Genomic DNA, 18,504 nt, shown 5'->3' with positions numbered 1-18,504 from the left:
GCGAAATGAGGCGGCATGGATGGCCCTGCTGGTGCAGAAGTTCGGCGGAACCTCCGTCGGCAGCGTGGAGCGCATCCAGGCCGTGGCCAGGCGTATCGCCAACTGCAGGGAGACGGGGCACGATCTGGTGATCGTGGTCTCGGCCATGGGTCACACCACTGATGAACTCACCGCCAAAGCCAACGCCATCAGCAGCAATCCACCCCAGCGAGAGATGGACATGCTGCTGGCCACCGGTGAACAAGTATCGATTGCGCTGCTCTCCATGGCGCTGCATGAGCTGGGCGTGCCTGCCATCTCCATGACTGGCCCCCAGGTGGGCATCGTGACCGAATCCGCACATGGGAAGGCAAGAATCCTCGACGTGCGCACCGATCGACTGCGCAGCCGACTGGCCGAAGGTCGCGTGGTGGTGGTGGCCGGGTTTCAAGGCACGAGCCAGAGCAGCGGCGGCACCGCTGAAATCACCACACTGGGGCGCGGAGGCTCCGACACCTCAGCCGTCGCCCTGGCGGCAGCCCTTGGTGCTGCGGCCTGTGAGATCTACACCGATGTACCAGGGGTGCTCACCACCGATCCCCGCAAGGTGGAAGACGCCCAGCTGATGCCTCAGGTGAGCTGCGACGAAATGCTCGAACTGGCCAGCCTCGGCGCTGCCGTGCTGCACCCACGCGCGGTGGAGATCGCGCGCAACTACGGCGTCACGATGGTGGTGCGCTCCAGCTGGAGTGATGAACCCGGCACGACACTCACCAGCCGCAACGCGCGACCCATTGGCCGCGAAGGTCTTGAACTGGGCAGACCAGTGGATGGCGCCGAGCTGGTGGAACACCAAGCCGTGCTTGCTCTCTCCCATGTGTCCGATCAGCCGGGCGTTGCCGCCCAGCTGTTCGAAAGCCTGTCTGAGGGGGGCGTGAATGTGGACCTGATCATCCAGGCCACCCACGACGGCAACAGCAACGACATCACCTTCACCGTGGCTGAAACTGACCTGGAGAGGGCTCGCAGCATCTGTGAATCCCTGATCCAGAAGCTGGGCGGTGAGCTGGTCGCCCAGTCCGGGATGAGCAAGCTGAGCATCAGCGGCGCCGGAATCATGGGCCGACCTGGTATTGCCGCAGGTTTGTTCCAGACCCTTTCCAGGGTGGGCATCAATCTGCGTGTGATCGCAACCAGTGAAGTGAAGGTGAGCTGTGTGATCAACGCCGACGTTGGCAGCAAAGCCCTACAGGCCACCCAAGAGGCCTTCGAACTGGAGGCTGGTCAGATCAGTCTGAATCCAAGCGCGAGCGGCGAAGGCGAGCCTGAAGTCCGTGGCGTGGCCCTCGACCGTGACCAGGCCCAAGTAAGCGTGCGCCATGTGCCCGACAAACCCGGAACCGCCGGAGCCCTCTGCAATGCACTGGCCGACGCGGGCATCAGCCTCGATGCCATCGTCCAGTCGGAACGCCAACACGCCGACGGGAGCCGAGATATCAGTTTCACTCTGAAACGCGAGGATCGCAGTGCGGCGGATCGGGCCCTGAGTGCTCTGTTAGCTCAGTGGCCTGGAGCCCTTCTGGAAGATGGTCCAGCCATTGCCAGGGTCAGTGCCGTGGGAGCGGGCATGCCTGCCACAGCGGGTACCGCAGGTCGCATGTTCCGTTTTCTGGCAGAAGCGGGCGTCAATATCGAAATGATCGCCACCAGTGAAATCCGCACCAGCTGCGTGGTCGCGGAGGCCGATGGTGTTGCAGCACTTCAGGCCGTGCATGCCGGTTTCAAGCTGGGCGGCAGCACCCGCCATGCCGCCAAAGGGAGCGAATCACCTCTAGTGGCCTAGCTGAACCTCGGCAACTCAGCTCTGACCAACCAGCTTCTGGCGCAGCTTCTTGATCCGATCTCGAAGGTTGGCAGCCTCCTCAAAATCGAGCTTCTTGGCTGCGTCTTTCATCTTGACTTCAAGCTGATCGATCAGTTCGGGCAAGGCATCGAGAGCCATGCCATCAGTGTCATCCTCCAAGGCTTGAACCGCCTTGCTGGCGACCTGTACCAGGTCGGCATCGGGGCCATCGGTCTTGAGTTTCCGTGAGAGCTCGAGAAACGAAAGAATCGAATTGCTGGCTTTTTTACCGGCCGCCGTCGGCACAATTCCATGTTTTTCGTTGTGGACCTGTTGGATCTTGCGCCGCCGTTCGGTCTCCTCGATCGCCTTGGCCATCGAATCGGTCATGTTGTCGGCATAGAGCAGCGCAACCCCCTCCACATGCCGCGCAGCCCGGCCGATCGTCTGAATCAGTGATCGCTGCGCTCGAAGGAATCCTTCCTTGTCGGCGTCCAGAATTGCCACCAGGCTCACCTCGGGCAGATCCAGGCCTTCCCGCAGCAGGTTCACACCCACGAGCACGTCGTACTCACCCAGGCGCAGGTCCTGAATGATCTCGATGCGCTCAATCGAATGGATCTCCGAATGCAGGTAGCGCACCCGCACCTTGTTCTCGGCCAGGTAATCGGTGAGGTCTTCCGCCATGCGCTTGGTGAGCGTGGTCACCAGCACGCGCTGCTGCTTCTCTGCCCGCGTTCGGATCTCTCCCAGCAAGTCGTCGATCTGACCTGTTGTCGGCCTCACCTCCACAACAGGGTCCAGCACTCCAGTGGGACGGATTACCTGCTCCGCAACCTGGCCATCACTCACCTTCACTTCCCAGTCGCCGGGCGTGGCACTCACAAACACGGTCTGGCGTGCCTTCGTCCAGAACTCTTCACCCTTGAGCGGCCGATTGTCGGCTGCACTGGGCAGACGAAAACCATGGTCGATCAACACCTTCTTGCGGGCCTGATCGCCGTTGTACATGGCCTGAAGCTGTGAACAGGTGACATGGCTCTCATCAACAATCAGCAGCCAGTCGTCGGGGAAATAATCGATCAGGCATTCCGGCGCGGAGCCCGGTTCACGTCCGGCCAGATGACGGGCATAGTTCTCAACGCCATTGCAATAGCCCACCTGCTGCAGCATCTCCAGGTCGTAGGTGGTGCGCTGCTCCAGTCGCTGAGCTTCCAGCAACTTGCCTTCGGTTTGCAGGAACTCCAGTCGGTCTTTGAGCTCATGGCGGATATCCTTCACCGCCAAATCCAGACGATCCTTCGGCGTTACAAAGTGCTTGGCCGGGTAGATGTTGATGGTTTCAAGACTCTGCAGGATTTCGCCAGTGGTGGGGTCGACGTAGCGGATCGCCTCCACCTCATCACCAAACAGCTCCACCCTCACCAGACGGTCTTCATAAGCAGGCCCGATTTCCAGCACATCGCCCTTGACGCGGAAGCGACCGCGCGTGATGTCCATGTCATTGCGGCTGTACTGGTTATTCACCAGTTCGCGCAAAGAACCTCGTAGGTCAAGAGATTCACCAACCCGGAACTGCACCGATGCCTTCAAGTATTCACTGGGTATTCCCAGGCCATAGATGCAACTTATGGAAGCCACAACAATCACATCGCGGCGTTCAAACAAGGATCGCGTCGCTGAGTGACGCAGCATGTCAATCTCTTCATTGATCGATGCTGTTTTGGCGATGTAGGTATCACTGACTGGCACATACGCTTCCGGCTGGTAATAGTCGTAATAGGAGATGAAATATTCCACAGCATTGTTGGGAAAGAATTCCCTCAGCTCATTGCAAAGCTGTGCAGCCAGAGTCTTGTTATGAGCCAACACCAGAGCAGGACGACTGGTCTGAGCGATGACATTGGCCATCGTGAACGTCTTGCCTGTGCCGGTCGCACCCAGAAGGGTCTGATAACGACGACCACCATTCACGCCCTCCACCAATTGAGTGATCGCCGTCGGCTGATCACCTTTAGGGCTGTAGGGGGCAGTCAGGTCGTAGGCAGGCATGGTCCTCGCGCTGTAAACCCTGAATGGGGCACCCACGTTACGGGGCCCATTGGGGCGCGCGTGTCCGCAGCAATCAGACTCGGCTGGTGACCTCACTGCCTAAGGCTTCACGCAGACCGCGCACCACAGCCACCATGGCAAGCTCATCATCGAGGCGATTCACCGCAGAACCAACGCCCACACCGGCTGCGCCGGCTGCGATCGCCATCGGCACGGTGACAGCCGAAAGACCCGATGCGCACAGCACCGGTGCCGTCTCACCGACGTGATGCAGAGCAGCACTGATGCTGTGAGCCGCGGCCAGAGTAGGAGCAGCCTTCTCAATCAGACCAAGGCTGCCGGCGCTGAAGGGCTTGGCACTGGTGCCACCTTCGGTCTGGATCAAATCGGCACCCGCCACCACCAGGTCCACCGCCAGCTGTTCTTGCTGATCCATGGGCAACACATGGGGAACGGTGACGCTCAGCACAACCTCAGGCAGCAAGCCGCGAGTGCGGCGTGTGAGTTCCAGCACCTCTTGAGCTCCGAAGATGCGCCCCTGGGGATAAAAGGCATCAAAGTTTCCGATCTCCACCATTGCCGCTCCAGCAGCCACAGCAGCGGGAAACTGCTCGGGCTCCACAGACGACACGCAGACCGGCAGGCCACCGGACGCCTCAACCGCCAACTTCACCAGTTGCGGATCACAGGCCACATCAAGCAGATCCGCTCCACCCAATCCAGCGGCACGGGACACGCGAGCGACCGAATCCGCATTGAAGTTCATCAGACCGGCGATCACCTTCAGCGCGGAACGCTGTTCAAGGCTGCGGCGGAGGGCAGCAGGCAGCAGAGAAAGGCGGGACATCAAGCTGACATCAGATGAATGCATTCTCACACCGCACGAACAGGCAGGATCGAATCGACATTCACCCAGAGCGATGAGAGCCGGCGAGCCTTGGCTGAACTGGCACGACAGACTTCACCGCCAACTTCTACAGAATCCCCAGCTGCTGCCTAAGGGGGCAACACTGTTGCTGGCGGTTTCCGGCGGTCAAGACTCAATGGCTCTGCTGGGGCTGCTGAGGGATTTGTCCGATCGACATCACTGGACTCTGCTGCTCTGGCATGGAGACCACGGCTGGCATCCAGAGTCCGGACGCATTGCCAGCGATTTGGCCAGCTGGTGCCAGACGCAACAGCTGCCACTACTGATCAGCACCAGCAAGTTCAGCACCACTGGCAGCGAAGCCAAGGCCCGTGCATGGCGTTACACCGAGCTGCATCAGGCCTGTGAGCAGCTCAACCTCAACAGCCCGGCCAACCCTTGCCGCACGGTCGTGACTGGACACACCGCCAGCGACCGAGCCGAATCACTGCTGTTACAACTCAGCCGGGGAACGGATCTGGCCGGGCTGGGCAACCTGCATTGGCAGCGGCCCCTCAATGCCACGTCAGCGAATGACATTCGCCTGGTGCGTCCGCTGCTGCAGTTCAGTCGTGAAGAAACCGCCGTCATCTGCCAGGACCTGAAACTACCGATCTGGACAGACCCGAGCAACGAAGATCCACGCTTCGATCGCAACCGCATCCGTCAGGAGGTCCTGCCGGTACTGGAGGCCCTGCACCCCGGCTGCAGCAGGCGCATGGCTGAACTGAGCGAGCGAGTGTCCCAACTGCAGGACACCCAGAGCGCACTGGTGACGCTGAGTCTGGACAAGCTGAAACGACAGGACGGCGCCTTACAACGATCGCCACTGCAACAACTGCCCGGTTCAGCACGACGACTGCTGTTGCATGGATGGCTGCAGGCCCAAGGCATGCCAGCACTTTCGGCCAGGCAGCTTGAAGAACTGAGCACTGCCATCGGTCCAAGCCAACCACCTGGTGAGCGTCATCTGGCCGGTCGAAAGCGACTCCACTGGTGCCGGGACTGGGTACAACTGGAAGACAGGAACTGAACTCACTTGGACGGCGACTTCCAAAGCAACTATCTCGCCGCTGAACAGGCCTACGGCGCTGGTGACTTTGAAACTGCGCAATCCATCACTGTTGAACTGCTCAATTAGCTTGAGCCAATCCAGGACAAGGGTGCTGAACGGGATGCAGTGCTGGCTTGGCGAGCCTTCGTGGCATTACTAGCGGGCCACATGACCTCTGCGGCTTTCAAGCCCCTGATCAAGCTGAAAGGCATTACCAGCTGGTGCTGACCAGTCACCCACAGGACACACTGCGGGAACTCGCGGAACAGGGACTGGAACGGATCAGGAGCGGTCGTGAGTCGGTGACCAGATCCACGCAGGCGACTGATCCAGCTGAGGATCGATTCAAGGAGTCTCTGGCAACCAAGGACTCCCTTGCCTAAGTGGCTGACCCTTCTATCAACGCGGCATCCCCGGCGGTGGACTCAGTGGAGCCGAGCGTCGTCACAACCGCGATGCCCTGGCTCAACAACGACGAACAATCAGACGACGGTCATGACCAAACCCTCTCCATCGAGATCAATGCCGTAACTGAGCCTGAGCCCGAAACTGAACCTCAGCCGATCAGTGAACAGGAACCTGAGCCTGGATCCGAACCTGAAGCAGGCGGTGAACTCGGCCAGGAGACAACGACTCAAGCCGTAACCCCAGCACCCAAGACCAAAGCCGACCCGGAGATCAGCGACACAATCCGGAAACGTTTAAGGGAAGGCAGGATTGTGGTGGAACTGCCAGCAACAGCCTTACCGCCATCCGAGGACAACTCAGACAGCAGCCAGGCCCCTAGCCGTTGGTCGTGGCTACAAAAAGCCTCACGCCGCAGCTGAGCGGCGACGGCGGGTACGGCCAGCGGGCATGTCTTGATCGACGGCTGGCGCTGCAGAGGCAGGTGCAACAGGCGCAGGCTCCTTGGAGGGCGTGGAGGCTGGCGAAGCTGCGGCCACAGGTTCCTTCACTGGAGCCGACTTGGCCTCAACAGCAGCTGAGCGAGATGTCGTGATCACCCGCGCTGGAGTGCCTTCGCGGTTGCGATCTCGGCCACCACCACCGTGCCGACCAGCTCCATGACCACCGCCATGGCGACCACCACGTCCACGGGGCGCTGGACGGTCATCGGGCTCAGTGTCCGCACGGCCTTTGTACACAGGTGTTCCTGCTGGTGCCGGCTGCACCAAACAGAGGATCAAAGGCTCCACCTGAAGTTCACGGCGCATGCGGCGGCTGAGACCGACCTCCACCTCCCGCTGCACACCCATCCAGTCGACATCCGGGGCCTTGCCACCTGTGTTGCGGGTGAGCTGCTTCCAGCGATTCTCAAGCACCCACTTGATTTCGCGTTCCGTCCAAAGCGACATCTTGCGGGCATCGGCAGTGGTGACGACACCGCGAAGATTCACGCGAGGTGGAGCCACCATGGCGCCATCGGTACTGATCGCAGCAAGGATCGTGACGATGCCATCTTCTGCCAGTTGCTGACGTTCCTTCAGCACGCGGGCATCAACAATGCCGTTGCGCGACTGATCGAGCAGCTCGATACCAGCCTTCACAGGATCCGACTTGGTGATTGAGTCTGCGGTGAGCTCAACAACATCGCCGTTATCAATGATCAGCGTGTTGTCCTCAGGAACGCCCATGGAATGACCGGTCCTGGCATGACGGACCAACATGCGGTGCTCACCGTGCACGGGCACGAAAAATTTCGGACGCGTGAGAGCCAGCATCAGCTTCTGGTCCTCCTGGAAGCCATGGCCAGAGACATGAATGCCCTCTCCCTTGCCGTACACGACCTTCGCGCCCAGCATCATCAGTCGGTCGATCGTGTTCACCACAGAAATGGTGTTTCCGGGAATCGGGCTCGCGGAGAAGATGATCGTGTCAGAGCTCTTGACTCTCACCTGCGGGTGTTCGCCGCGGGAGATGCGACTCAGTGCGGCAAGGGGCTCACCCTGACTGCCGGTCATCAGCAACAGGGTTTCACGATCGGAGACATTGTTGATCTGCTTGATCGGCACAAACAGCTCATCCGGAGCACGCATGTAGCCCAGCTCACGGGCCTTGGCGATCACGTTGAGCATGGAGCGACCCAGCAAGCCAACCTTGCGGCCGTTCTTGAGAGCAAGCTCAAGGATCATCGACACACGATGAATTGAACTGGCAAAGGTGGTGACGATGACACGCCCCTCGGCCTCGGCGATGTGACGGTCAAGGTTGGAGAACACCGACCGCTCGGGAGGACAGAAACCCGGCACCTCGGCATTGGTGGAATCGCTGAACAGGCAGAGAACTCCCTTGTCGCCGTGGTGAGCCAGCCGAGCCAAATCGAAGTGCTCACCGTCGACAGGGGTGTGATCGAACTTGAAGTCACCCGTGAAAATGATGGTTCCCACCGGTGTGGAGATGGCCAGCGAAAAGCTGTCGGCCATCGAGTGGGTGTTGCGGATGAACTCCACTGAGAAGTGCTGACCCACCTTCACCACGTCGCGAGGTCCGACGGTCTGCAAGGTGGTGCGATCGGCGACACCCGCCTCATCCATCTTTCCGGTGAGCATCGAGAGAGCCAGTCGCGGCCCATAGATCACAGGGATATTGAAGTGCTTGAGATGGTGAGCGATGCCACCGATGTGGTCTTCATGACCATGGGTAACGATCATGCCGCGGATGCGCTTCTGGTTTTCTCGCAGAAAGCTGGTATCGGGCAGAACCACGTTCACGCCGTGCATGCCATCGCTGGGGAAAGCGAGGCCGGCGTCAACCAGCATCAGGTCATCGCCATATTCAAAAACGCAGGTGTTCTTGCCGATTTCATGCAGTCCTCCAAGAGGAATCACTCTCAGGGTGGGTTGCTTGGTTTGGGCAGTTGTGACGGTCATGGGGTCGCTTGCGTATGGAAAAAATCAATCAGGGAGGCGCACATCAGCGCAGTCAGCAGCCTTGGCGTCAGGTCTGACGCAGGGCATCGAGGGCTTCGGAGAGGGCAGCGCGCATGGCGGGCTCCAGCGGAACGAGGGGAAGTCGGGGAGCACCCACCGGCCAGCCACTCAACTCCAGAGCGGCCTTCACCGGAATGGGATTGGTGGTGGCGAACAGGGCCTTGAACAGTGGCAGTAACTGCTCATGCTGCGAAAGGGCAACCGCGTTCTGACCAGCCAGATAAGCCTCAATCATGTTGCGCAGTCGGCGCCCCACCACATGGCTGGCCACACTGACAACGCCCACGGCGCCCACCGAGAGCATGGGCAGGGTAAGAGCGTCGTCACCGCTGTATATCGCCAGGCGATGACCACAGGCCTGACGGAGCTGAGAGACTTCTTCCGTAGTTCCGCTGGCAGCCTTGAAGCTCACGACATTGGCGCAATTCATCAGCCTGGCAACTGAGGCCGGCTGCATGTTGGAACCTGTCCTACCGGGAATGTTGTAGAGCATCAACGGCAGGTCAGACGCAGCTTCCGCAATGGCACGGAAATGGGCTTCCATCCCGTCTTGAGGGGGCTTGTTGTAGTAAGGCACCACCACCAATGCACCATCGGCACCTGCTGCCGCCGCCTCACGCGTGGCCTCAACCGCCTCACGGGTGCAATTACTTCCAGTTCCCGCCAGCACATGCACGCCAGGGCCCACGGCCTGCCGCACTGCCTCGAACATCTTCAGTTGCTCGCTCCAGCTGAGCGTGGGGGATTCTCCTGTGGTGCCGCACACCACTAGAGCTTCCGATCCCTCATCCACCAGGTGACGTGCCAGACGACCGGCGAGCGCCAGATCCACACCGCCCTCTGCATCGAAAGGGGTGACCATGGCTGTCACCAAACGGCCAAAAGGAGTGGGAGAGAGTTCTGCAGCAGTGCTCATGGCGTTCAGGCGGCGGGCAACAGCAGTTCAGCGATCTGGATGGCATTGAGAGCCGCACCTTTGCGGATCTGATCTCCACACAGCCAGAACTCAAGTGCGTTCTCTTCACTGATGTCCTGTCGAATCCTCCCCACAACCACCGGATCACGGCCAGTCACGTCCGTCGGCATGGGAAAGCGATTGCTGGCAGGTTCCTCGAGCAGTTCCACCCCGGGGGCAGCGGCGAGCAGCTCGCGGGCTTCCTTCACGGGAAACGGCTCAGCGAATTCCACATTGACTGCTTCTGAATGAGCGCGCAGAACCGGCACCCGTACACACGTCGCCGTGAAGCGAAGCTGCGGCAAACCCATGATCTTGCGGGTTTCATGGACCATCTTCATTTCTTCTTCGCAATAACTGTTGGACTGCAATGGTGAGTTGTGCAGAAAAAGGTTGAAAGCCAATGAGTGGGGGAGAACCTCACTGTTGGGCGTGCCGCCATCAAGCACCACACGGGAGAGATCCTTCAGTTCCTCCATGGCCCGGGCGCCAGCACCACTCGCTGACTGATAGGTGCTGACGACCACCCTGTGCATCGGACGCTTCGCAGCCAGAGGGGCCAGAGCCAGCGTGAGCAGGATCGTGGTGCAGTTGGGATTGGCGATGACACCGTTGTGCTCAGCAGCAGCCTGCGGATTCACCTCAGGAACCACCAGAGGCACGCCGTCTTCCATGCGGAAGGCACTGGAGTTATCCACCATCACAGCGCCAGCGGAAACAATCGCTTCACGCCATTGGCGAGAGACCGAACCGCCAGCGGATGCGAGCACCAGATCGACTCCCTGAAACGAGGACTCGCAGACTTCCTGAACCGTGATCGTCTGTCCATTCCAAGAACAAACCTGCCCAGCGGAACGGGCAGAGGCCAGCAGACGCAGCTCAGCAACCGGAAAGTTGCGTTCCTGAAGCAGCTGAAGCAGTTCCTGGCCCACCGCACCACTGGCACCAAGGACGGCCACCGTTAGAGGTCGATTCGGTAACGAGTTAACGGGGGTCAAACGGACGGGGACACAGAGACTTACGGGCAGGTGGTGCAACCACCGGCTGCAACGACCCTGAACACTTGAAGCCAGGGTGTGGCTTTTCCTACAAAGCAGCTTACGCGGGGGTGATGGTCAGGCACTTAATTAATGTGTTGGGCTGCTTGTACCTGCGACCCAGCCGATGAGTGCCGCCAGCCTGAAGGTTTCCACCTCCTCCCGTCCCGGTAGCCGACTGGCCGTGGAGGTCGCTGTTCCTGCGGAACGCTGTGAAGCCAGTTATGAGGAAGCGATCAAACGACTGAGCCGCAGTGTCAATCTGCCGGGGTTCCGCAAAGGCAAGATTCCCCGCACCGTGCTGGTGCAGCAGCTGGGAGCTTTGCGGATCCGTGCCACAGCGCTGGAAACTTTGGTCGACAGCGTTTGGCGCGATGCCCTCGAACAGGAAACCATCGAAGCTCTCGGCCAGCCTGAACTGAGCGGCGGCTTCGATGAACTGCTGGAGAGTTTCAAACCGGGTGAAGGCATCACGGTGACGCTGGAAACCGATGTAGCTCCCACACCAAAGCTGAAGAGCACAAAGGGTCTGAAGGCCGAAGCGGAGAGCGTCAGCTACGACCCGGCCCGCGTGGACGAAATGCTCGAGGACTCACGCCGCCAGCTGGCCACCGTGGTTCCCGTGGAAGGACGCAAGGCAGAGAAGGGAGATATCGCTGTTGTGGGATTTAAAGGCAGCTACAGCGATGACGGCAGTGAGATCGAGGGCGGCAGCGCCGATTCCATGGATGTGGACCTCGAGCACGGCCGCATGATCCCTGGCTTCATTGAAGGCGTGGTGGGCATGGCAGTTGGCGACAGCAAAACCGTGGAGTGCACATTTCCCGATGACTATCCCAAGGAGGATGCACGCGGTCGCAAGGCCAACTTTGAGATCGAACTGAAAGACCTCAAGACCCGCGAGCTACCTGAACTGAACGATGACTTCGCCAAGCAGGCCAGCGAACAGGAGTCTCTAGCCGATCTGCGCAGCGACCTTGAAAAGCGTCTGAAGGATGACGCCGAGCGCCGCGCACGCAGCAACCGGCACGACGCCTTGCTGGCCGCACTCGTGGAACAGCTGGAGGTTGAGCTTCCCGAAAGCCTGATCCAGCAGGAGGTTCGCAATTTGGTTGAACAGACCGCTGGACAATTTGCCCAGCAGGGCATGGATGTGAAATCTCTTTTCACTCCCGAACTGGTCCGCAACCTGATGGAGTCCTCACGACCTGAAGCGGAGGAGCGCCTGCGCCGAAGCCTCGCCTTAACAGCGCTGGCCGAGAGTGAAAAACTCACAGTCGAAGACGGTGAAATTGACGCCAAGCTCGAGGACGTGAAGCAGCAACTCGCCGGCGAACGCGACATCGACCCCGAACGTCTTCGTCAGGCCGTGTTGGACGACCTGCTTCAGGAGAAGCTCCTGGGTTGGCTGGAAGACAACAGCACTGTCACCGACAAGGCACCTGAAGACTCAGGCAAAGAGAGCAAGGGAACAGCCAAGAAGGCCGCGGCCAAGAGTGGCAAACCCGCTGAAAAGAAAAAAAACACCAAGGCGAAAAGCGCCAAGAAGGACAGTGATGACGCCGAAGCCTGATCTACAGCCATAGATTGCATGCAAAGCCCGCCAGCCGCCGAGTGATCGACGTCCGCAGTCACCATCCAATTCAGAACCGCTGGCAGGGGATTCAACCTGTCTCGCAGCATCCTCAGGCAGCTCCTGGAGTGCTGCCCACGGTGGTTGAACAGTCTGGTCGAGGTGACCGCGCCTTCGACATCTATTCCAGATTGTTGCGCGAGCGGATCATCTTTCTTGGCACCGGTGTTGATGATCAAGTGGCGGACGCCCTTGTGGCTCAGCTGCTGTTCCTCGAAGCGGAAGATCCCGAGAAAGACATTCAGATCTACATCAACTCCCCAGGCGGCTCTGTGACTGCAGGCCTGGCGATCTACGACACCATGCAGCAGGTGGCTCCTGACATCGTCACCATCTGCTACGGCTTGGCAGCCTCCATGGGAGCATTCCTGCTGTCTGGAGGTGCCAAAGGTAAGCGACTGGCGCTTCCTAACGCACGGATCATGATTCACCAACCCCTTGGTGGCGCTCAAGGCCAAGCTGTTGATATCGAAATCCAAGCCAAGGAAATCCTGTTCCTCAAGGAAACTCTCAACGGTCTAATGGCCGATCACACCGGCCAGCCCTTGGACAAGATTGCCGAAGATACGGACCGGGACAACTTCATGTCTCCCGCTGAAGCCGTTGATTACGGCTTGATCGATCGGGTTGTGGACAGTTTCGGAGACGGAGAAATCGTTACGGAGGGCTGACACCAGCCCGTTCTGTCGCGATCCTCAGTATCTGGAGTTGAGATCGTTCCGATCCTGCTCTGTGTTCCGACTGACCTGCGAAGCGCCCGATGGCCAAGTTCGACGCCCATCTGAAGTGCTCCTTCTGCGGAAAGTCCCAGGAGCAAGTGCGCAAGCTGATTGCCGGACCCGGTGTCTACATCTGTGATGAGTGCATTGATCTCTGCAACGAGATTCTGGACGAGGAACTGATCGACGCGCAGGGTGGTGCCCGGCAAGGCAGTGAGCCGACGCGCAAGAGCGGCTCAAGCCAGACGCGCAAGACCACAAAGCCTGCCCCAACCCTCGCCTCCATTCCTAAACCACAGGAGATCAAGGGTTTCCTTGACCAGCAGGTCGTGGGACAGGACGCTGCCAAAAAAGTGATGTCTGTGGCGGTTTACAACCACTACAAACGCCTGGCCTGGCAGGGCGACGGCAAAGGGGAAACGGAACAGACCGCCACCAGGCTGCACAAATCCAACATTCTTCTGATCGGCCCCACGGGGTGTGGCAAAACGCTGCTTGCCCAAACCCTGGCGGAGATGCTGGATGTGCCCTTCGCCGTGGCCGACGCCACCACTCTCACGGAAGCGGGCTACGTGGGCGAAGACGTGGAAAACATTCTGCTGAGGCTGCTGCAGAAGGCCGACATGGATGTGGATCTCGCTCAACGGGGGATCATCTACATCGACGAAATCGACAAGATCGCTCGCAAAAGCGAAAACCCATCGATCACCAGGGATGTTTCCGGTGAAGGGGTGCAGCAGGCACTGCTCAAGATGCTGGAAGGCACCGTTGCCAATGTCCCACCGCAGGGCGGCCGCAAACATCCCTATCAGGACTGCATCCAGATCGACACCAGCCAGATCCTGTTCATCTGTGGCGGTGCGTTCGTGGGGTTAGACGATGTGGTTCAGAAACGCATGGGTCGAAACGCCATTGGCTTCGTGCCAAGCGACGGACGCGGTCGCGGCAAGGCCACACGCGACCTTCAGGCTTCCCAGGTGCTGCGTCACCTCGAGCCCGATGACCTGGTGAAGTACGGACTGATTCCTGAGTTCATCGGCCGCATGCCGGTGAGCGCTGTTCTAGATCCACTGGACGAACATGCCCTGGAATCCATCCTCACCGAGCCCAGGGATGCCTTGGTCAAGCAGTTCAGAACGCTGCTGAGCATGGACAACGTGAAACTTGACTTCGAGGCAGGAGCCATCGAAGCCATCGCTCAGGAGGCGCATCGACGCAAGACCGGAGCTAGAGCCTTGCGCGGCATTGTCGAAGAGCTGATGCTCGACCTCATGTACGAGCTTCCCTCCCGCAAAAACGTGCCGGACTTCACAATCACCCGCGCCATGGTGGAGGAGCACACAGGCGGCAAGGTGGTTTCGCTGCCCGGCAAGGATCGCCAGCAGGAATCAGCCTGATCGGACCAGCCCCTGCGGTTCAGAAGACCCCACTCTCTCCGAGCCTGTCTGAACAGGAACTTCGCGAGAGACTCATGTCAGCCCTCGATCAAGGCCATGGCCACCGCCGACCATCTAAGGGTTCCTCGTCAGCACGGTTTGTTCCTGCACCACGGGATCGATCTGGGCGATGGCTCGGTTGCCCATTACCTGGAAGGTCGGGAAATCCTGCGCAGCTCCCTCGAAGAGTTCAGCAGGGGGCAAGAGGTGCGCATGGTCAGCCATGAAGAGGCATCGCCGGCGGGGGTGACCCTGAGAAGGGCCATGAGCAGGGTTGGCGAACAGAATTACAACCTGCTGTTCAACAATTGCGAGCACTTCGCCAACTGGTGCAAAACAGGGCGGCATCGGAGCGGTCAGGTGGAGGACTGGCTCCATACAGGCAGCCTCGGTGCACTGGCACTCGGCCAGCTGATGCCTGCGGCCCTGCTCACCGGCCTGGGTGTGCTGATGCGTAAGGGAGTCGTCGATGAACAGTCTCGCCAGCGTGCCAGGCGAGCTTTGGAACAACTTCAGAAGCTGCGAATACGACTGATGCAGAAACTGGACAGCACCCTGGAACAAGCGGAGACCTGGATGCAAGGCATGCCTGGTCAGGGGGCTGATGAACGCGTGACTCGACGCAGTCAGCAGCTGTTGCTCACAGGCCGGAGCATCGCCGATGAACTAGCAGCCGTTGAAGACATGGAAAACAAGCTCCATTCACTGCTGGATGAGACCTCTCAAGCAGAAAACAAAGTCTCACGACCTGAACCTCGGTAGCCTCAGAATCCTGCCGGCAGTGCATGAGCCAGCCGTACCAGCCACTGCATCACAAGTACCGGCCCCAACGGCTTGATCAGCTGGTGGGCCAGGAAGCGATTGCGGCCACCCTCGGGCATGCACTGCGCACCGGACGCATTGCCCCGGCCTATCTGTTCAGCGGGCCTCGCGGAACGGGTAAAACGTCCAGCGCTCGCATCCTGGCCCGTTCACTCAACTGCCTAAGCAACGACGGTCCGACGCCGGAACCCTGTGGCAACTGCGAACTGTGCAACACGATCGCCTCAGGCACAGCACTGGATGTCATCGAGATTGATGCCGCCTCCAACACCGGCGTCGACAACATCCGCGACCTGATCGAGCGCTCAAGGTTCGCTCCAGTGCAGGCGCGCTGGAAGGTTTATGTGGTTGACGAGTGCCACATGCTCTCCACCGCAGCCTTCAATGCGCTGCTCAAGACCCTGGAGGAACCACCTCCACAGGTGGTGTTCGTGCTGGCCACAACCGACCCACAGAGGGTTCTGCCCACCATCCTCAGCCGCTGCCAGCGATTTGACTTTCGGCGCATTCCTCTCGATGCACTTGAGCAGCACCTCCAATGGATCGCCTCAGAGGAGTCGATTCCAATCCAACCGGAAGCTCTGCATGTGGTGGCCCAACGTGCCCAGGGGGGCCTGCGCGATGCAGAGAGCTTGCTGGATCAGCTCAGCCTTCTACCTGGACCAATCGAAGCCGGAGCGGTATGGGATTTGCTGGGAGCGGTTCCTGAGCAGGAGTTGCTGGAGCTGGTGAAGGCCATGAGCACCAGTGAGCCCGTGACGCTGCTGGAAGCGAGCCGTCAATTGCTTGACCGCGGCCGTGATGCCGGATCCGTTCTTCAGGGCATGGCAGGGATCCTGCGGGATCTCGTGCTGATGGCCGCTGCTCCAAATCGACCTGAACTCACCGGTGTCTCCCCACAGTTCCGCGATCAACTGCCGGACCTCGCCAAATCCATTGGCAGGACACGACTGCTGCAGTGGCAAGCTCAGCTTCGAGGCGCTGAACAACAGCTGCGTCAGAGCGTGCAACCTCGGCTCTGGCTGGAGGTGCTGCTGCTCGGTTTGCTGGCTGAACCAGCCGCAACGACAAGCGCAGCAACCTCAGCACCAGCTCGAGTGAGCTCTGCGGCTCCTGCGGCTTCAGTGGCTGCTCCAACACCAGCGCCTGCCCCAGCACCAGCTGTTGCCTCAACAGCCAAGGCCTCAACAGCCGATACCTCAACAGCCGTGCCAGCGGTAAGCCTTCCCGACACATCCAACACCCACTCGCCGCCTTCACAGGCAGCTACAACATCCGAACCCCCAGCTGAAGCAGCTGCAACCACTCCCGCTCCAAGCGAAGACCTTGGCGAGCTCTGGCAACAAATCCTGGCCAGTCTGGAACTTCCCTCCACGCGCATGCTGCTGTCGCAGCAGGCCCGGCTGGTCCGGATCGACAGCCACCGCGCCGTCGTGCAGGTTTCCGGGAACTGGATGGGCATGGTGCAGAGCCGAGCAACCTTGCTGGAAAAAGCGATTGCAACTGCCATGGGAGGCAACCGTCAGCTGGTGCTCGAAAACCATGGAGGCGCAGCTCCGATGGCAGCAATGCCGAACCCAACAGCATCCACAACGGCACCGCCACCTGCACCAGCTCCCAGCAACAGCGTTCAGCTGCCTTCCCCCCCTGCATCGGCGGCTGTGTTGCCAAACAATGCAGCATCTCCAGCACCCACATCAGCAACGGCTTCTGTCCAGCCGCCGCAGGCAACTGCAGCTCCCTCGATTGCCACCAGCCAGACAGCACCTGTTCAGACAGGCACTGCCGACGTGTCGGCTAAAGCAGCAACAGTCCCGTCAGTGCGCGCTGAGCCTTCCGCTATGGATGAAAAGGTGAAGCGCTTCGCTGACTTCTTCAATGGTCAGGTCCTGGACGTGGACCTGGAATGACCTCGGGGTCATAACCAATGATTTCCTTTTCGCGAAACGTGACATAACGAATCGCCTGCCGGCTAGCCCAAGAATATGCAATATGAAGATCGCCATCACGACCCTCAATAAGAGACGGATAAGCCAGTTGGCCATTGAGATCCCAGTTCATCTGACCACAGAAACCAAATCCACTGTCGATATCGCGAATCCAAGGCCAGCTAAGACCGTCGTCATCGCTTATCGCAATTGACAATGGCCAGCGGGTACGTGGCCAACGCGCATTTCCCCATTCATGCACATGCTCGCCGGAATCAGAACTTATTTGCACAAAACCGAATTTGTTGAAAATCAAAGCCAATCTTCCACTAGCCAATCTGCAGGCTTGAATAGAACTGTTATTATTGGGAAGTTCAGTTGCAGCTGGTTTTGACCAATGTTTTCCGCTATCATGACTTCTGCTGAGATAGATGCAATCAGCCAATCGACTGCGTAAAAACATTAATAATGTTTCTCCATTCTCGGAGGAGACAATTGATCCATGAATTCGACCTACGCTCTGTGGAACTTCAACGGGTTTGGACGTAGGACGACCTTTGGAATCAAGCCTTAACACCTCGGTGTAGTCGTGCCCAAAAGCACCGCCTGCCTCAAGGGTTCGATATATCGGCAAAAGCCAAGTTCCATCGGCAAGAGGATGAGGCGGATGACGGCAAAATGCAGGTGTATTGAGAAGATCCTCAGCATCCGACCAAGCGTCCCTTCCCCAAGTCTCGAGAGACATCGGATTAAGCGATTCAAGCGGCAGAGACTGATGGCGAAGTGCAGCTGTCCATTGCATTGAGAAACTTGTTTCTTCATCACGCCAAGAGATATCCTCAGGCGAACGAACATGTTGAGCGGAATGAATCAAGTGAAGACAACCGTCACTGACAAATAGAAGGGGATTTTGCTCTGAACGTTTTTCATCTTGAGAAACAACCTGAGGCTCTATCCAACATTTAGTTTCCTCAGACAGGAGGCTGAGATAAATACACATCCCAGATTTTCCTTCTCCATCTCCTGCCATCCAAACGCAACCGAGAAGGTTTGGACGAATCCAACAAAGCTGAGGAGCATGATTTTGCTCCCCCATGGGCTCGAGTAAAGACCAAGCACCAAGTTGAAAAGGGGTTGTGAAAATTTCTCCAAAAGAAATATCTTCATATCTGTCACTAGCCAAGGCCAAAAAACTTGAATACATAAATT

15 protein-coding genes are annotated in these 18,504 nt (G+C 59.0%); 9 read left to right on the top strand and 6 right to left on the bottom strand.

Translation table 11 applies throughout. From position 1 onward, the window contains the following. The first annotated feature begins 19 nt into the window (after positions 1-19). Entirely contained in the window at positions 20-1,822 is a 1,803-nt protein-coding gene (locus tag DXY37_RS06865; RefSeq protein WP_115125929.1) for an aspartate kinase, read from the top strand. Positions 1,823-1,837: 15 nt separating this feature from the next. On the opposite strand, the gene uvrB is transcribed toward DXY37_RS06865, so the two are convergent. Both uvrB and DXY37_RS06855 read right to left on the bottom strand, forming a co-directional pair. Then, positions 1,838-3,874 carry an excinuclease ABC subunit UvrB gene (gene uvrB / locus DXY37_RS06860; protein ID WP_115125928.1) on the bottom strand — a complete coding sequence of 679 codons (2,037 nt, stop codon included), beginning with the start codon at positions 3,872-3,874 and terminating at the stop codon, positions 1,838-1,840. A 73-nt stretch (positions 3,875-3,947) separates the two neighbouring features. Further along, a complete protein-coding gene (locus DXY37_RS06855) occupies positions 3,948-4,721 on the bottom strand; it encodes a DUF561 domain-containing protein (protein ID WP_115126033.1) in 774 nt (257 codons plus the stop codon). A gap of 73 nt (positions 4,722-4,794) precedes the next feature. Between DXY37_RS06855 and tilS the strand changes: the two genes are divergently transcribed. The 3 genes from tilS to DXY37_RS06840 all read left to right on the top strand — a co-directional run bounded on the left by tilS (position 4,795) and on the right by DXY37_RS06840 (position 6,662). After that, positions 4,795-5,814, top strand: a complete 1,020-nt coding sequence (tilS, locus tag DXY37_RS06850; protein ID WP_115125927.1) for a tRNA lysidine(34) synthetase TilS — start codon at positions 4,795-4,797, stop codon at positions 5,812-5,814. A 155-nt stretch (positions 5,815-5,969) separates the two neighbouring features. Beyond that, positions 5,970-6,218: a hypothetical protein gene (locus DXY37_RS06845; RefSeq protein WP_115125926.1), complete on the top strand. Its 249-nt coding sequence runs from the start codon at positions 5,970-5,972 to the stop codon at positions 6,216-6,218. After that, positions 6,219-6,662 (top strand): hypothetical protein, encoded by a 444-nt coding sequence (locus DXY37_RS06840; RefSeq protein WP_115125925.1) that lies wholly within the window; start codon positions 6,219-6,221, stop codon positions 6,660-6,662. On the opposite strand, the gene DXY37_RS06835 is transcribed toward DXY37_RS06840, so the two are convergent. The 3 genes from DXY37_RS06835 to DXY37_RS06825 form a co-directional block, all read right to left on the bottom strand. Beyond that, positions 6,648-8,705, bottom strand: a complete 2,058-nt coding sequence (locus tag DXY37_RS06835) for a ribonuclease J (RefSeq protein WP_115125924.1) — start codon at positions 8,703-8,705, stop codon at positions 6,648-6,650. The two genes, DXY37_RS06840 and DXY37_RS06835, sit on opposite strands and share 15 nt — an antisense overlap. Positions 8,706-8,772: 67 nt before the next feature. Further along, positions 8,773-9,681 (bottom strand): 4-hydroxy-tetrahydrodipicolinate synthase, encoded by a 909-nt coding sequence (gene dapA, locus DXY37_RS06830; RefSeq protein WP_115125923.1) that lies wholly within the window; start codon positions 9,679-9,681, stop codon positions 8,773-8,775. 5 nt (positions 9,682-9,686) lie between these two features. Next, on the bottom strand, positions 9,687-10,679 hold the full coding sequence (locus DXY37_RS06825; protein ID WP_371637950.1) for an aspartate-semialdehyde dehydrogenase: 993 nt from the start codon (positions 10,677-10,679) through the stop codon (positions 9,687-9,689). Positions 10,680-10,884: 205 nt separating this feature from the next. On the opposite strand from DXY37_RS06825, the gene tig reads away from it, so the two are divergent. From tig to DXY37_RS06800, 5 genes are all read left to right on the top strand, one after another. Next, the gene (gene tig / locus DXY37_RS06820; protein WP_115125921.1) at positions 10,885-12,330 is read left to right on the top strand and encodes a trigger factor; all 1,446 of its coding nucleotides are present in this window, start codon (positions 10,885-10,887) and stop codon (positions 12,328-12,330) included. A gap of 41 nt (positions 12,331-12,371) precedes the next feature. Next, entirely contained in the window at positions 12,372-13,061 is a 690-nt protein-coding gene (clpP, locus tag DXY37_RS06815; protein WP_115126032.1) for an ATP-dependent Clp endopeptidase proteolytic subunit ClpP, read from the top strand. Between the two features lie 89 nt (positions 13,062-13,150). After that, positions 13,151-14,506: an ATP-dependent protease ATP-binding subunit ClpX gene (gene clpX, locus DXY37_RS06810; RefSeq protein WP_115125920.1), complete on the top strand. Its 1,356-nt coding sequence runs from the start codon at positions 13,151-13,153 to the stop codon at positions 14,504-14,506. A 96-nt stretch (positions 14,507-14,602) separates the two neighbouring features. After that, positions 14,603-15,307, top strand: coding sequence for a lecithin retinol acyltransferase family protein (locus DXY37_RS06805; protein WP_115125919.1), 705 nt, complete (start codon positions 14,603-14,605; stop codon positions 15,305-15,307). 23 nt (positions 15,308-15,330) lie between these two features. Then, on the top strand, positions 15,331-17,277 hold the full coding sequence (locus tag DXY37_RS06800) for a DNA polymerase III subunit gamma/tau (RefSeq protein ID WP_115125918.1): 1,947 nt from the start codon (positions 15,331-15,333) through the stop codon (positions 17,275-17,277). Here DXY37_RS06800 and DXY37_RS06795 read toward each other — a convergent pair. Next, positions 17,243-18,499: an exo-alpha-sialidase gene (locus DXY37_RS06795; protein ID WP_115125917.1), complete on the bottom strand. Its 1,257-nt coding sequence runs from the start codon at positions 18,497-18,499 to the stop codon at positions 17,243-17,245. The two genes, DXY37_RS06800 and DXY37_RS06795, sit on opposite strands and share 35 nt — an antisense overlap. Positions 18,500-18,504: the final 5 nt, after the last annotated feature.

Source organism: Synechococcus sp. GEYO, from assembly GCF_900473955.1.
Taxonomy (GTDB): domain Bacteria; phylum Cyanobacteriota; class Cyanobacteriia; order PCC-6307; family Cyanobiaceae; genus Synechococcus_C.
The sequence above is the reverse complement of the archived record's forward strand: the minus strand, read 5'-3'. Positions and strand labels throughout refer to the sequence as shown.

What these genes read in the sequence shown, in the direction of transcription:
- DXY37_RS06835 (WP_115125924.1), bottom strand. Translation starts at nt 8,705, where the DNA reads ATGACCGTCACAACTGCCCAAACCAAGCAACCCACCCTGAGAGTGATT.
- tilS (WP_115125927.1), top strand. Translation starts at nt 4,795, where the DNA reads ATGAGAGCCGGCGAGCCTTGGCTGAACTGGCACGACAGACTTCACCGC.
- DXY37_RS06800 (WP_115125918.1), top strand. Translation starts at nt 15,331, where the DNA reads ATGAGCCAGCCGTACCAGCCACTGCATCACAAGTACCGGCCCCAACGG.
- dapA (WP_115125923.1), bottom strand. Translation starts at nt 9,681, where the DNA reads ATGAGCACTGCTGCAGAACTCTCTCCCACTCCTTTTGGCCGTTTGGTG.
- DXY37_RS06855 (WP_115126033.1), bottom strand. Translation starts at nt 4,721, where the DNA reads ATGTCCCGCCTTTCTCTGCTGCCTGCTGCCCTCCGCCGCAGCCTTGAA.
- uvrB (WP_115125928.1), bottom strand. Translation starts at nt 3,874, where the DNA reads ATGCCTGCCTACGACCTGACTGCCCCCTACAGCCCTAAAGGTGATCAG.
- DXY37_RS06865 (WP_115125929.1), top strand. Translation starts at nt 20, where the DNA reads ATGGCCCTGCTGGTGCAGAAGTTCGGCGGAACCTCCGTCGGCAGCGTG.
- clpX (WP_115125920.1), top strand. Translation starts at nt 13,151, where the DNA reads ATGGCCAAGTTCGACGCCCATCTGAAGTGCTCCTTCTGCGGAAAGTCC.
- DXY37_RS06805 (WP_115125919.1), top strand. Translation starts at nt 14,603, where the DNA reads ATGGCCACCGCCGACCATCTAAGGGTTCCTCGTCAGCACGGTTTGTTC.
- DXY37_RS06795 (WP_115125917.1), bottom strand. Translation starts at nt 18,499, where the DNA reads ATGTATTCAAGTTTTTTGGCCTTGGCTAGTGACAGATATGAAGATATT.
- tig (WP_115125921.1), top strand. Translation starts at nt 10,885, where the DNA reads ATGAGTGCCGCCAGCCTGAAGGTTTCCACCTCCTCCCGTCCCGGTAGC.